This is a genomic window from Methanohalophilus euhalobius, assembly GCF_900215215.1.
GTDB classification, from domain to species: Archaea; Halobacteriota; Methanosarcinia; order Methanosarcinales; family Methanosarcinaceae; genus Methanohalophilus; species Methanohalophilus euhalobius.
On the sequence record NZ_OBDR01000001.1, the window covers coordinates 203,177 to 218,182 of the forward strand.

General features: G+C 43.2%; 13 protein-coding genes and 1 pseudogene. 7 read left to right on the forward strand and 7 right to left on the reverse strand.

Annotated elements, in window-relative coordinates; genetic code table 11:
• The first annotated feature begins 103 nt into the window (after positions 1-103).
• The 4 genes and pseudogenes from CP947_RS01040 (at position 104) to CP947_RS01055 (ending at position 5,665) form a co-directional block, all read left to right on the forward strand.
• A complete protein-coding gene (locus CP947_RS01040) occupies positions 104-517 on the forward strand; it encodes a hypothetical protein (RefSeq protein ID WP_096711410.1) in 414 nt (137 codons plus the stop codon).
• Complete coding sequence (locus CP947_RS01045) at positions 518-1,354, forward strand: metallophosphoesterase (RefSeq protein ID WP_096711411.1); 837 nt, start codon at positions 518-520, stop codon at positions 1,352-1,354.
• A complete protein-coding gene (locus tag CP947_RS01050) occupies positions 1,354-4,179 on the forward strand; it encodes a DEAD/DEAH box helicase (RefSeq protein ID WP_096711618.1) in 2,826 nt (941 codons plus the stop codon). Before CP947_RS01045 ends, CP947_RS01050 begins: the two co-directional genes overlap by 1 nt.
• A 61-nt stretch (positions 4,180-4,240) precedes the next feature.
• Positions 4,241-5,665 (forward strand): annotated as a pseudogene (locus tag CP947_RS01055) (ribulose-bisphosphate carboxylase).
• An 84-nt stretch (positions 5,666-5,749) separates the two neighbouring features.
• Here CP947_RS01055 and CP947_RS01060 read toward each other — a convergent pair.
• From CP947_RS01060 to mpgP, 3 genes are read right to left on the reverse strand one after another with little or no spacing between them, the layout of a single operon-like run.
• Positions 5,750-6,973: a glycoside hydrolase family 15 protein gene (locus CP947_RS01060; RefSeq protein WP_096711412.1), complete on the reverse strand. Its 1,224-nt coding sequence runs from the start codon at positions 6,971-6,973 to the stop codon at positions 5,750-5,752.
• A 5-nt stretch (positions 6,974-6,978) separates the two neighbouring features.
• Positions 6,979-7,509, reverse strand: a complete 531-nt coding sequence (locus CP947_RS01065) for a hypothetical protein (RefSeq protein ID WP_096711413.1) — start codon at positions 7,507-7,509, stop codon at positions 6,979-6,981.
• A gap of 22 nt (positions 7,510-7,531) precedes the next feature.
• Positions 7,532-8,356: a mannosyl-3-phosphoglycerate phosphatase gene (gene mpgP, locus CP947_RS01070; protein WP_096711414.1), complete on the reverse strand. Its 825-nt coding sequence runs from the start codon at positions 8,354-8,356 to the stop codon at positions 7,532-7,534.
• Between the two features lie 445 nt (positions 8,357-8,801).
• Here mpgP and CP947_RS01075 point away from each other — a divergent pair, with 445 nt between their 5' ends.
• From CP947_RS01075 to pyk, 3 genes are read left to right on the forward strand one after another with little or no spacing between them, the layout of a single operon-like run.
• The gene (locus CP947_RS01075) at positions 8,802-10,754 is read left to right on the forward strand and encodes a diphthine--ammonia ligase (RefSeq protein WP_164908991.1); all 1,953 of its coding nucleotides are present in this window, start codon (positions 8,802-8,804) and stop codon (positions 10,752-10,754) included.
• Positions 10,747-10,944 (forward strand): hypothetical protein, encoded by a 198-nt coding sequence (locus CP947_RS01080; protein ID WP_096711416.1) that lies wholly within the window; start codon positions 10,747-10,749, stop codon positions 10,942-10,944. Before CP947_RS01075 ends, CP947_RS01080 begins: the two co-directional genes overlap by 8 nt.
• A 34-nt stretch (positions 10,945-10,978) precedes the next feature.
• Entirely contained in the window at positions 10,979-12,412 is a 1,434-nt protein-coding gene (gene pyk, locus CP947_RS01085; protein ID WP_096711417.1) for a pyruvate kinase, read from the forward strand.
• A gap of 2 nt (positions 12,413-12,414) precedes the next feature.
• Here pyk and CP947_RS01090 read toward each other — a convergent pair whose 3' ends face one another.
• The 4 genes from CP947_RS01090 to CP947_RS01100 all read right to left on the reverse strand — a co-directional run bounded on the left by CP947_RS01090 (position 12,415) and on the right by CP947_RS01100 (position 14,855).
• Complete coding sequence (locus CP947_RS01090; RefSeq protein ID WP_096711418.1) at positions 12,415-13,491, reverse strand: (Fe-S)-binding protein; 1,077 nt, start codon at positions 13,489-13,491, stop codon at positions 12,415-12,417.
• Between the two features lie 112 nt (positions 13,492-13,603).
• Positions 13,604-13,735, reverse strand: a complete 132-nt coding sequence (locus tag CP947_RS10880; RefSeq protein WP_277749676.1) for a hypothetical protein — start codon at positions 13,733-13,735, stop codon at positions 13,604-13,606.
• 61 nt (positions 13,736-13,796) lie between these two features.
• Complete coding sequence (locus CP947_RS01095) at positions 13,797-14,360, reverse strand: DUF2953 domain-containing protein (protein ID WP_207891980.1); 564 nt, start codon at positions 14,358-14,360, stop codon at positions 13,797-13,799.
• Between the two features lie 87 nt (positions 14,361-14,447).
• Positions 14,448-14,855, reverse strand: a complete 408-nt coding sequence (locus CP947_RS01100; protein ID WP_096711420.1) for a GerW family sporulation protein — start codon at positions 14,853-14,855, stop codon at positions 14,448-14,450.
• Positions 14,856-15,006: the final 151 nt, after the last annotated feature.

Here is a 15,006-nt window from a genome sequence, read left to right on the forward strand (position 1 = left end):
ACAATCAAATATACCATCGGGAAAAATGATAATAGCCAGATTTGCACTTTCTGAAAAAATAATCATATAACAGGTGTCATTATTACTAAGGGAGAAATGGATTATGTTCGATAAAATATTACCACAACAAAAAAGCATGTCCACAAAATTAGGCGGATTACTTGTACTTGTAGGAGAAACAATGTTCCTATTCTCCTTGATGAACTTCCTGATGATCACAAGGTTGCAATATTACAGCGAAGGGGATTCTTTCATACGCACTCTCTTTCCTCACTATTTATTATTTGTAATAGCCCTATTCCTCGTGGCATTCACAGGTATGTGGTTTGCCTATGTTTATATCCTTCCCAGCAAACAAAAATTCTCCCAACAGCAGGCAGTAAAGGATGCACGCAGTCCGATGTATAACCGTCTGGTAGAAGTACATGAAGACCTCAAAGGTATTGACAGTAAATTGCAGGACCTATCGGACAGACTTGATGAACTTGAAAAAAACCAGCGTCCGGGAAAAGAATAAATGACAATCGATATCGAGCCGTTATTGGATGAACCTGCCCTGCTGGTAAAGGGCCAATCCCGCATCCTTGTATTCTCAGACCTCCATATAGGTATCGAATGGGACCTCTACAACAGTGGTTTCCTGGTTCCCAGTGGTCTTGAAAGGCGACTCAAAAAGATAGAGGGTTATATCGAACAGACCAAACCCGACAGGATAGTACTGCTGGGTGATATAAAACACAATGTCCCACAAATTTCATGGCAGGAGCGGGATGAAATACCCATGTTTCTCGAAAAACTCGCCCTGCATGCAGAAATCGATATTTTCCCGGGCAATCATGACGGTGGAATTGAATTCCTGCTGCCAAAAAACAAACGTATTCACCTCCACCCCTCCAGAGGTGACATAATAGAGGGGGTTGGATACTTCCACGGCCATACATGGCCCGAGCCAAAACTCCTCACAGCACAACATTTAATTGTAGCCCACAATCATCCTACACTGAGAATCACCGACAGCCTGGGGTATTCCACATCCGAACAGGTCTGGGTTAAAACTAAATTGAATCATAAAAAACTAAAAAACCATTTTGAAAAGATCGGTGTTGAAATGCCGGAAAGTGACACACAACCCGATGTTGTAGTGATCCCCGCATTCAATGAACTCTGCGGAGGGGTAGCTTTTAACGAAGCGATTCTTGATGACCTGCTCGGGCCTGCATTCTCTTCTGGTTCCATTGATATAGCAAATGCGGACATCTACCTGCTTGATGGAATGTACATGGGCAAATTGAAGGATATAAAAAAACTCAGTATTACAAAAAAGCGCAAAGGAAAAAGGAGGCGAGGGCGATGATGGATACCGTCTTTAGCCAGTTGCATCCTCATATCAGAAAGGCCCTTGCAAAACAGCAATACCATACACCCACCCAACCCCAGCAAGAATCTATTCCACCCATACTGGAAGGCAAGAACGTCCTGCTTATTGCACCCACCGGTTCGGGAAAGACTGAGTCTGCCATCCTGCCTCTTTTTGATCACATCCTTTCCAAAAACCCAGAGGAAAGGAAAGGCATTTCTGCTCTCTACATAACACCCCTGAGGGCACTGAACCGGGATATGCTGCACCGCATACAATGGTGGGGCCAGGAACTCGATATCAAGGTGATGGTGCGACATGGGGATACCAGCCAGTATGAGCGCCAGAAACAATCAAAAAACCCTCCGGACTTATTGATTACCACTCCTGAAACCCTGCAGGCAATGTTTACAGGTAAAAGGTTGCGCAAAAATCTGGAATATGTGAGTTTTATCGTGGTGGATGAGATCCATGAACTTGCCGAATCCAAAAGAGGAGCACAGCTGGCTATCGGGCTGGAAAGACTGGTAGAATTATCAGGTGAATTCCAGAGAATAGGCCTTTCTGCAACTGTCGGCAATCCCGATGTTGTGGCAGCTTTCCTTGCAGGGGCAGAAAGGGACATGCAGATAGTAAAAGTGGAGATGCTCAGCCTGCTCAAGTTCAACATGGTAACCCCTCACATGGAGGATGAAGATCTCAAAACCGCACACCACATAGGATGTTCTGCGGAACTGGCCACACATCTGCGCTGCATTCAGGATATTGTAATGCAGAAAAAATCCACCCTGATTTTTGTCAACACACGTCAAAGTGCCGAAGTGCTCGCATCGGGTTTCAGGATGCTGGACCTGCCCATCGGGGTACACCACGGCTCCCTTTCCTATGAAGCCCGTCTGGAAGCGGAAGAGAACTTCAAGAACGGGGATTTGAGAGGCCTGATCTGTACATCCTCGATGGAATTGGGAATCGATATCGGTAGCGTGGATCATGTAATCCAGTATGGCTCTCCCAGACAGGTTGCCCGGCTGCTGCAAAGGGTTGGCAGGGCGGGACATCGCATTCATGAAATTTCGGAAGGAACGATCATTGCACTGGAATTTGATGATATCGCCGAAAGTATGGCCATCGTTGGAGCTGCCAGGGAAGGTCGGGTGGAGGATATTTCTCCCCAGAGCGGTGCCCTGGATGTAATCGCCAATCAGCTTTCAGGTATCGTGCTGGACTTCGGGGATATAGAGATTTCCCGTATACTTTCCATTCTCAGGCGAACCTATCCTTTCAAAGATTTAAGCCTGCAGGCGCTGGAAAAGATCGTGGAGCAGGTAACATATAACAGGCTTGTGTGGCGGGATAAAGGTTCCAGTATCATCAGTCGGCGTAAAAGGAGCTGGCAGTATTACTACCAGAACCTTTCCATGATCCCGGATGAGAGAAAGTTCGAGGTTTATGATATCGTCACCGGTAAGGCGGTCGGGACACTGGATGAGGCCTTTGTGGTAAACTTTGCCAATCCAGGGGCTATTTTCATAACCCGGGGAGAGGTGTGGAGAGTACTGGAACTCGATCCTGAACGGGGGCGCATAAAGGTTGAACCGGTGCGAAGTATGGGGGAGATCCCCAGCTGGGTCGGAGAAGAAATACCCGTTCCCTTCGAGGTGGCACAGGAAGTCGGGAAACTACGCCGGGAAACTGCAGACCTTATTGCAACAGGTGCACAAGAGGAGGAAATCATCAATACATTGATGGAACGCTATCCTGTGGACAAATATTCAGCAGATGGGGTTTTCCGGCTAATCAAAAAACATGTGGATCAGGAATGCCCGATGCCACATGACCGACAGGTCATTATCGAGAAGCAAGAGGATGGAATGGTTATCAATGCATGTTTCGGGCACAATACCAACGAAACCCTGGGCAAGGTACTGACAGCCCTGCTTGCGGCCCGTTTTGGTAGCAGTGTGGGACAGGAAACAGACCCCTATCGCATTAAACTAGCCCTGCCGGTAAGTTTTCGTGCCGAACAGGTACGCTCCATGATAGTCGATACACTTCCCGAACATGTGGAACCCATTCTGGAGATGACACTGAAAAATACCTCCCTTTTGAAATGGAAGATGGTACAGGTAGCCCGTAAATTCGGTGCCATCAGTAAAGACGTGGACTACGACAAGATCAGCATGAAAAAACTTATCGACATTTACGAAAACTCGGCTATGTACGATGAGGTATTACGAGAAATTTTCCACAATATGCTGGATGTAAGTCGCACAAAGGAAATACTGGAAAAGGTGCAGCAGGGAGAAATCAACATCGCAACAGGCCCTCCATCTCCTCTGGGAGGAGCGGGATTCGATGCGAAAAAAGACCTGATAGCACCGGAAAGAGCTGAAGGTTCGATCATAACAGCACTGAAAAACCGTATTGAAAATGACAGGGTAATCCTGTTCTGTGTACACTGTACTAAATGGATATCCCGTCGCAAAGTGAAAAATGTGCCTGAGAACATTGTGTGTCCTATATGTGAATCTAAAATGGTGGCTGCCCTGAAACCCTGGGAGGAAGAGGAAATCAAACTGGTTAAGAAAAAAGATCGAATAGATTCAAAAGAGGACCAAAAACGCATCCAGAAAGTATTTCGTAATGCCAACATCGTAATGACACAGGGAAGGACTGCGGTTGTGGCCCTGGCAAGCCGTGGAGTAGGTCCTGAAACCGCCACCCGTATTATCCAGAAGATGCAGGTGGATGAGGAAGGTTTCTACAAAGACATCATGGAAGCCGAACGCAACTATGCGAAAACGAAACGTTTTTGGGGTTAATAAATTCTGCATTTTGTTTCCTTCCAAAAACTAAAATACATTACAAACTGTTATTCTTACCATGAGCTCAACTATTGAAGAGTTAGTCCAGTCATTGAATCCCAAACAGCAAGGTTATGTGAACCTCGAATTGCCCGACCCGACCAACGGTGAATACCTGCTTACTGTTTTCAGGCTTGTTCCCGGAGGGGAGATGAATATGCTACAGGCAGCTGCTGAAATCGCAGCGGAATCATCAACTGGTACGAATTTCAGGGTAAATACCGAGACGAAGTTCTCAAAGGTCATGAATGCCCTGGTCTATCAGATGGATCTGGAAAGAGAACTTGTGTGGATAGCCTATCCCTGGAGACTATTTGACAGGGGAGGCAATGTACAGAACATCCTGACCTATATCGTGGGAAACGTCCTGGGAATGAAAGAAATATCTGCCCTCAAACTGCTGGATGTCTGGTTTCCTCCCTCAATGCTTGAACAATATGACGGCCCCGGTTTCACAGTCGATGACATGCGCAGTTATCTCGGAGTTTACGACAGGCCAATTCTCGGTACCATCGTAAAACCCAAGATGGGGTTGACCTCTGCCGAATATGCTGAAGTCTGCTATGACTTCTGGGCAGGCGGTGGGGATTTTGTCAAGAATGACGAACCACAGGCCAATCAGGACTTCTGTCCCTACGACAAGATGGTAAAACATGTTAAAGAAGCCATGGACAAGGCAGTAAAGGAAACGGGGAAGAAAAAAGTCCATTCATTCAACGTCTCGGCACCGGACTTTGACACCATGATCGAGCGCTGCGAAATGATCAGGAATGCAGGGTTTGAGCCTGGAAGTTATGCTTTCCTCATCGATGGTATTACCGCCGGATGGATGGCTATCCAGACAATCAGAAGGCGGTATCCCGATGTTTTCCTGCATTTCCACAGGGCTGCCCATGGTGCCTTCACACGCCCAGAGAATCCCATAGGTTTTTCCGTGCTGGTACTGTCTAAATTCGCACGTCTGGCAGGCGCCTCCGGCATCCACACGGGTACTGCAGGAGTCGGAAAAATGAAAGGAACTCCAGAGGAAGATGTAGTTGCAGCCCACGGTATTCAGTACCTGAGTTCACATGGCCATTTCTTCGAACAGAGCTGGGCCAAGATCATGGAAACGGATAAGGATGCTATATAGCTTGTGAATGAAGACATAGCCCATCATGTCATCCTGGAAAAAGACAGCTGGAGAGGCATGAAAAAATGTTGTCCAATTGTTTCCGGAGGATTGAACCCCGTCAGGCTGAAGCCTTTCATCGATGTAATGGGTAACGTTGATTTCATCACGACCATGGGATCAGGAGTACATGCACATCCGGAAGGAACACGATCAGGAGCCAAAGCACTGGTACAGGCATGTGATGCCTACCTGCAGGGAATCGATATCAGGGATTATGCCAAAAATCACAGGGAACTTGCCCAGGCTATTGAATTCTTCCCGGAAAAATAAAATCGTATAATTGGGAAGTGCTTCCTGTGCGTGCAATTGCTGCGGGCCTAAAATGACGGCTTCGCAGCAATTTGCCAGAAATAATCAGTCGTACTTATTCATGTAATTTTTATAGGCCCGGATATATTCGGCATGGGGCCAGATCAGAGGAGTCGTGACATATGCAAGTCCATCCTTCCACTTGGGGTGAGCACGGACATGTTCTATCATTTTCATCTTGCTGTCCCTGAGAATTTTGGCATTGGTATAATCCTCCAGCCACAACTCAAACCGTTCTATAGTTGATATATGTTCAGGCAACTGGTACTCATGAGCCATATCAACCACCCATCCCAGGTACATTTCTGCCATTTCTTTTTGATCAATATTTATGAAATGGTTTGCAAGCTCACAGGTAAAATGACACCAGGGGCCATAGCCACCATTATTCCGATCCCAGTGTTCAGGGTAACGGTTCAGGCCGCCAATTTCCTTATCCCATAAATTATCATGGATTCGTTTTACAGTGGACTTTATCTTGACATCCGAATCCGGGAGAAGGCCGAAATAAGCAGGTGCATATTCCACAGCATCCACATCAATAACACTGGAGGCAAATGCATCATAACCTATTGGATTACTGCTCTTATCCTTCACACGGATACATTTTATAAAGGAACGCCTTCGGGGACTGTAGAGTCGTGTCATGATGGCATTCCTGACCTTTCCTCCTTCTTCCTTCCACTTTGAGACGTCCTTGCCCAGGGCCTCGCCCATCTTCACAGCCTCCAGTACACCCGCACAGCATGCACAGTTGGCATAAATCTCAAAACCATGCTCATAAGCCGGATATTCATGAATACTGTTAACTGTATGAATAAGATCAACTTCTTCATTTTTATTCATCAGGATAAAACCGACTGCTTTTTCGACAATGGGCCAGTATTCTTCGATGAACTTCTTATCAGCCATCTTATCAAAAAATGAGCCACCCGTGGCCTCGAAATACTTCCCCAGCGCATAAAGGATAAGACCGTTTCCGTCTATCTGCAAATCCTTGTAACTTGCATCATTGCCGTCTATATCATACCGCTGGGAAAACTCACCCAGAGGCTTTTGCGCATTCAATATAAATTCGAGCCCTCTGCGGGCCTGATCCATAAGGTCAGCATCTATTGCACCAAGGATATCCATCGAATGATCCCTGGGATAGATGAAAGGATATCTTGTACCGGGAGGACTTGCATAAAATCCACCCTTTTCATGCTGATTTTCACTGAGAATCTTGACACTGTTTTCATAAAGCCTGTGGGCTTCCAGATAATTCAATAGGATCACTCCTCTTCAGGATATTCGATTTTAAATACGGAAAACGATTTATCAAGATAGCCGGAAACTTCATCCTTAGAGATGCCGGACCTAGCAATAGCCTGCTCATTATATTCTTTTGTATTACTTACAGGTGATTTGCTACCCAGATGAAGGAGTTTGGCACCTGCCAGCTCAGCACGTCTTTTACTATAGCTATTATGCAATATACCCACGGCACTGGAAAGTGCAGGATAGTTCCAGCCTTCTTCAGATTGGTGTTTCTGATTCCTGACAAAATCGATTAGTTGCTGGTATTCTTCTGGCCTTTCCCCATATATTTCTATAAATTCTACAAGGTCATTGCCAAATGGGCATACAGGCAAATAGTTTATGTTGTCGTCCCTTGCACCCTCAAATCCTGGACCTTCAATCTCAGCAAGCCTATAACCAATGGATTCAATCCAGTGGTAAGTCTTTTCCGGCCCTACCATATCCACCATTTCTATAATGCCCACAAGAAAAGCCTTGGGAAGCATATTTTCAAGTCGTATCACAATAATTCCCCCTGTTCTAAGATCAAACTATATCTCTGTTCTCATTAGATCCGATTAATTTAATAATTGCACGGTTCCATCCCTCAGGCCCTATGCCTTCAACCCTGTTTATATCATCATCCTCTATGGAAGGATCATGTTTACCATCTGGTTTCTGGACAAGGAAAGCCACATCCACCGTCTGTAACATGGGCAGGTCATTCTGACTATCTCCCAACCCCACACTTACCACAGAGGGATGAATTTTCCTGTATAATTCAGTCAATATCGAAACTGCCATTCCTTTATCATTATCTCCCATCAAATGCCAGTATCTTCCGCCTCTGGTGAAATTCAACCCCTGCGCAAGAATGTGCTCTTTGAGCAGTTCTGTTCCTGAATCATCTTCCATTTTAAAGGCTTCATCATATTCCCTTTCTTTGGCAAGTGTTGCAGATTCAATGCCAAGACCCGTATCCTCACTTACCTCTTCAGCGTTAAGGTCACCAAAACCAGTAATTGGGAGAGAGGTACGATCTCGAATAATCGAAAGTACCCTGCGAAGCTCTTCATAGCGGGTTCCAAGTTCAATTATTTCATAATCCTCATTTTCGCTTGTATACTCAAAGTCTACATTGAAATAGCCACGGGGGATGAAAATAGCCCCCCCATTTTCAGAAATAAAAGGATGATGAATATTTAGTTCCTTAACATAAACCTCTATTTCAGCGCGGGTCTTACTGGTACAGATAATCAGGGGAATGTCCTTTTGATCAAGCAATTTTATTGCATCAAGGGCAGCTTCATATGAATAGGTATCATGATCGATCAACGTACCATCAAGATCGGTAAAAATAATATATTTCATTTTTAAACACTCCCTCACAGGTATCACATTATAGTACCAAAGCTCTGTAAACATATCTGATTGCTATTATTATCTCTGTAGATTTCATTTGTTAGAAGAAGTATGTGAACTACACCACGCTTACGCATGGTGCTTCCTGCTTCATTCTTTGAACTTATATTCACGTATGCCTTTGACACTATTTATACTTTGTACCAAAACAACAAAAAGACGCATTCATCTCCTCCCTTAGGGGAGGAGTCTTCTGCTTATTCAGATAAACAAAGACAACGTTTACCAATTACATGGACAAGAAATAATAAGTGGACAGGTATTACTTCACATGATGCAAAAGCTAATTTCAATATTCAACCCCCATATGGGTATTGCAACAAAAAGTAACATCATTAATAAAATCGGGAAAGGACAAACTGAAATTATAATGCCCACTGCAAATCATTTAGTAATGAAAATACAAGGAAAATCCAATACAAATGGAAATAAAAAATCAGCTATAACTATTGTAGATAATGGTTTATGTGAAAGTAAATCTCATGTCCTTGCAGAGAAACTGGACACTCTCCTGAAAGATGATAATGGGAAACTGCAAGATCCGGGACTGTATATCGAAGATTTAAAGAGAGACTTAATTGGTGGTTTTGCTTTCATAACAAGAAGCAATAAGTGGATTACCTGTGCAACTGATGTGCTAGGAGTGAAATCTCTATGGTATTCTACAGAAAATGGCTTTGCAGTTGCATCTGAAAAAAAATATCTTGAAATGACTGGTTACTATAATATTGAAAAAGTTGACCCGCGAAGTACCCCTAGTTATGATACCGAAGAGGGAACATTACATACATACAGTACCTATGAACTGAAACCATCAGTTGAACCTGCAACAAAGCAACCTGATGAAATCATAGAAGAATTATATCGGCTGCTTGGAGAATCTGTAAGCAGGTGTCTTCCTCCTTCCAGGATAGGAATTTTGTTTTCCGGAGGTGTGGATTCCACACTTGTAAGCATGCTGTGCAAAAAATATAGCAAGCAAGATATCTGTTGCTATGTAGCAGGACTTGAGAATGAGATACAAGCACCCGATGTACAGCATGCACGAAAAATAGCAAACGAGCTGGAGTTGCCTCTGAAAATTATTGAAGTATCTCTCGAGGAAACAGAAGAAATCCTGAAAAAAATCGTTCCCCTGATAGAAACTACAAGTGTACCCATGGCGGGGGTTGCCCTGCCAACTTATATAGCAGGTCGGGCAGCAAAAGAGGATGGGATCAACGTTCTTTTTACAGGTAGTGGGGCAGATGAAATGTTCGGTGGCTATAACAGGCACAAAAAAGCAACTGACCTGAACAGTGAATGTCTGAAGGATACACTCAACATCCATCTAAAAGATACTTATCGGGACGGTTTGATTGCATCCGAACTGGAGCTGGACTTACGCTCCCCTTTTCTGAACAGGCACGTTGCAGAATACGCTCTGGGAATCCCTGCTGCCCTTAAGCTTAATGAAAAAGGCAATAAGATGATACTGCGCCAGGTGGCTGAAAGGGCTGGAATTCCTGCAGAATTTGCACTCAGGAATAAAAAGGCTGCCCAGTATGGGAGCAAGTTTGACAGGGCTATCGAAAAACTTGCAAAACGAACTGGTTATAAAAATAAAACGGATTATCTGAAGAACATGGAAAAAAATTACAAACCCAAACTTGGAGTACTGTTCAGTTCGGGAAAAGATAGTCACTTTGCAATGTACAAAATGAAAGAGGCAGGATATCCGATCGAATGCCTGATAACAGTAAAAAGCAAAAATCCGGATTCCTATATGTTCCATACACCCAATATCAATATGGCATCCCTGCAATCCGAAGCCATGGGGATTCCCCTTCTTGAACAGGAGACAGCAGGGGAAAAGGAAGTTGAGCTTGATGATTTGAAAAAAGCAATCGAGAAGGCAAAAAAAGAATATGGGACCGAAGGAGTTGTAACCGGTGCCCTGTATTCAACTTACCAGAAAGAGCGAATAGAAGGTATCTGTTCAGAACTCGGAATGTATGTGTATTCACCTCTATGGCATATGGACCAGGAAGAAGAAATGCACAAATTGCTGGAAGAAAAATTTCATTTTCTATTCAGTAGCATAGCAGCTTATGGTTTAAACAACAAGTGGCTGGGTAAAGAAATTACCAAAAATGAGATCGATGAACTGGTAAAACTAAATGATAAAATAGGGCTGAATGTCGCCGGAGAAGGAGGAGAATTTGAAAGTTTTGTTCTTGACTGTCCCTTATATTCCAGAAGGATAGAAATAAAAAAGAGCACTGTCATAAATATTGATGAGTATACTGCACGCCTTAATATAGAGGATGCTATACTTGTACAAAAGGACAGGACACAAAATGAGTGATTATATGCCTACACCATCAAATGAACCAAAACAGATTAAGAAAAAAGAAGAAGAGCCGGGGGAAACTGCTGATGAGGAAATCGATGACTGGTGTGAACTTGTAAGCGGTGATGAACAGGAAGCAACAGAAACTGACCGCGAGATGAAAGAATGGTGCAAGGGAACTACATCCAAAAAGGAAGAAAAGTAATGGTTCCCCTTCCTACAAACACATGAGTATAAATATGAAACTACCAGATCACCGTACCAAAATTGTATGCACGATTGGCCCGGCTTCCAGTCCCGAACCCGTACTCAGGCAATTGATACTTAAGGGGATGAATGTAGCCAGGATTAATTTTTCTCATGGTGATCTGGAAAAACACAGGGAAGTTATCCAAAGGATACGTAGTTTATCAACTGAGTTGGGAGTAACTGTGGCAATCCTTGCAGACCTGCCGGGCCCCAGAATAAGGGTTGGAGACCTGGAAAATGAACCTTTAACTCTTGAAAAGGGAGATACTGTTTATCTTACCCCTCTGGATATAGATGGTGGGAAAAACATCATACCGGTAAATTACAAAAGGCTTTATGAGAGTGTAAGCCCGGGTAGCAATGTATTTCTCAATGATGGTTTTATCCAGCTTAGATGTCTGGGTAATACCGATAAAGGGGTAGAATGCAAGGTTGAAATCGGGGGTTATCTCACATCCCACAAAGGAGTGAATTTGCCAGGCTCCCGGATCTTTCTGGATGCTGTTACGGATGATGACCTGAGATTCATGAAGTTTGCCCTGGAGGAAGGAGTAAACATATTCAGCCTCTCATTTGTAGAAAGTGCATCTGATATTGAAAAGTTGCGACAATTTGCCCAGCAGCATGGTGAGTCCATTTATGTCGTGGCAAAAATAGAAAGGGAAGAAGCGGTAAAAAACATAAATGATATTCTTGAGCATACCGATGCCATAATGCTTGCAAGAGGGGATCTGGGAGTGGAAACTCCGATCCAGCAAGTGCCGGTTTTGCAAAAAGAGATTATACATAAGGCAAACCTGCGGGGCAAACCTGTCATTACTGCAACACATATGCTTGAGTCAATGACAGAAAATATTCGTCCGACACGTGCAGAGGCCACTGATGTGTCCAATGCAATACTTGACGGAACCGATGCCCTGATGTTATCCGGGGAAACGGCAGTCGGAAAATACCCGATTGAAACCGTGTTGATGATGACTGGAATCGCTTCAAGGACCGAAAAATGGAGGAATGAAACTGGCTGGGGAACTGAATTGCTTACAAAAGGCATTGATGAACTTACCATGTCAGTTAGTGATGTTATTGCCCTGCAGGTTTACCAGGCCATCAAACGTTTGAAAGTAGACCACACTGTAACACCCACCATTTCCGGCCAGACTCCGCGCAGGATTTCCCGATTTAAACCCGATTGCTGGATATTCGCTATGAGCAGAAGCCAGGAAATATGTGAAACCCTTGCCCTTTCATATGGGGTTTATCCTATATATTCCCCGAATAAAGGTGGCAGCTGGGAACAAACTGCCTCTACATTGCTGAAAGAAAATCAGATAGCATCGGTTGGTGATCTTATAGTATTCACAGAAGGCCAGTCTCCCGGTAAGCCGGGAGGGACCAATATGCTGAAAATTTTTCAGATTGAATGATTTTAAAGTGTTTGTTCTGCAAGTAACGTAGAGATGTCTTTTATCGCTGGTTTTGGTTCTCCTGAAACACTTTCCAGATGATACTGGCAAAAGGGACAGTAGCTTACAAGTGTCTTGCCTTCCTGAAGGTTTTCAAGGGTTAGATTTGCTATCTTACCGGAAATTTCCGGGAAATTGGGTTTGACACCTGCCGGTGCACCACAACAAACCGTACCTTCAAACAGTTCTTTTATGGAATATCCCATAGCTGAGATCAATTGTCTGGGAACATTCTTTTCTTTCCTCATGGGACATGCATCCCTCAGAGAAACCGTACCTGTGGTCTTACGTGGCTGCAGTCTGCCTTCCCTGACAAGCTCACTGAAGAGGTCAAGAGAAAATACCACTTTGAATTCCGGTTTTTTGCCTAATTTTGCATACTCTTTCCCGATGACCTCGTAACATCCCGGACATGAGACTACCAGTTTTTTTATTCCCTGTGATTCGATGTAATCCACATATTTACGTGCATGTTCTGCAGCTTCATCCAGATGACCGTTATCAATCAGGAAAAGGCCACAGCATTTTTCCTCTTTAAGTAACATGGGTTTGATATCTGCAGCATTCAGTAATCGGATCGTTGAGCGTGCAATCTCCGGCTGAGCAAAGGATGCCCAGCAGCCACCCATGTAAGCAATTTCTGATTTTTCAGCGATTACCAGATCATTGGTTACCCAGTCAAAACGATGAGCATCGTCCATATGTCCCGGCACATTATTTACAAGAATGTTCTGACAGATCTTTCCGGTTTTCTCCGGTTCCCTGCCCTGCTCTGCGAGCAGTTGTCTTTCCCTCTGTATAATATCCGTGATTGGAATGTCCACAGGACAGACATCATCGCAGGCACCACAGCGTGTCGAAAGATACACATTGTTCATTTCGTCTTCTGTAAGTTCTTTTCCTGCTTCAATACGGTCAAGCAGGGATATTTTAGCCCGGGGCGTAAAAGAATCATTACCCGTAACTTTTGTAACAGGACATACATCAAGACATTTGTTACATTCGATACATGAATCTGCAAGTTCCTGTAAATTTATCATAAGCTACCTCCGAATATATTCTGTTATAAAATTATGTTTTCGTATATTAATAAATAAGTAATTATTTGTACAAAAATAAGAAAAAATATCAGTTAATATACATCAGCCCCAGTTACTGATGATGTGCCTTCCTGACAGTTTCGTCACCATTGCCGTAATCTGTACAACCTATTACCAAAAATCGGCTCAACAGGATTTCAAGTACAATCATTGTCTTTTTCACATAATCCCCCTTAATGTCCATTACAAAATAATGTGTCCTGTAGAATTATAAATATGCTGCTTAAATTTTGGCATTTAATGGGTCAATATTTATTCTTCAAAGATATCCACAGGTTTTTGATCACAACCTTTCTGGAAAAAAACCGTAGTAATCCCGGCATAAATCTGTACAGCCTGATACGAAAACTTCCAGAGGCATCTATTTCTAAAATTTCATTATTAAAACAGGGAACAATCTGATAATTACATTGAGGGCAACTGCGCTTAACTATTCCAAGAGCCGCATGTAAAAATCCACACAGAATGCCTGTATATGCGGGATCATCAAAACCATATCTCATATCAAGAGAAAGAGAACGAAAATGGATAGCTTTTAAGATATCTGATACAAACCTGAAGAGGGGATTTTTTATCTCAAAGAAAATAGAAGAATACGATGACAGATCATTTACAATCGTTGGATTGTATTTTACCGAACGATCTGTTTTAATTTCATCCTCTTGTTCTTCATTTTTTTTATTGCTGGAAGGTTTGATATTTCTGGAGATTCCCAACCAGGTTATTTTCAGGTTTGTTTTGTAACTGTTTCTTTCTAATGTAAACCTGAATGTTACATCAAATGCGACAAAAAGGAATAAAATTGCCACTACCAAAAGCAGCAAAATTACAGAAAAAATAATCATAGGCCACATAGACCCGGATACTTAAATTGCCCGTCTCCTAACGGAAACAGGTTAGTCTTTTTCCTCATTATCTGACTCGTCTTTTACTTCTTCAGGTCTGTCAGAGGCATGCTTATTCCCTTTCATTCCTTTGAATTTCCCGATTAGTTCCGGAACTGCTTCAATGACCTTATCAATATCGCCTTTGCCGGATACACGCAACAACTTTACGTCTTCTTCAGATATAACAAGAAATGCAACAGGATCTATTTTTGCACCTGCACCGCCGCCGCCACCAAAGCTCGATTCGGTTGCACTTTTCTTACCTTCACCGCCACCGCTACCAAAACCAAAGGATACTTTGCTGATGGGTATGATAGTTTTTCCACCTGCTTCCATAGCTTCCCCTACAACGGTTTTAGTGCTGACCAGTCTCTCAAGTTCCTCAGAGACCTCTTTCATTACATCTTCTACTCCCATATTGACACTCCCTGATATTCGATAGTTTTTGATATAATAAGATGGGTACTGTTACTTAAAAAGATAATCCAGCATTTTCTGGAGGTGAAAAACTTATAGTTACATGTTAAACAGAAGTATGTGATAAAACTTAAGTATATAAACACATACT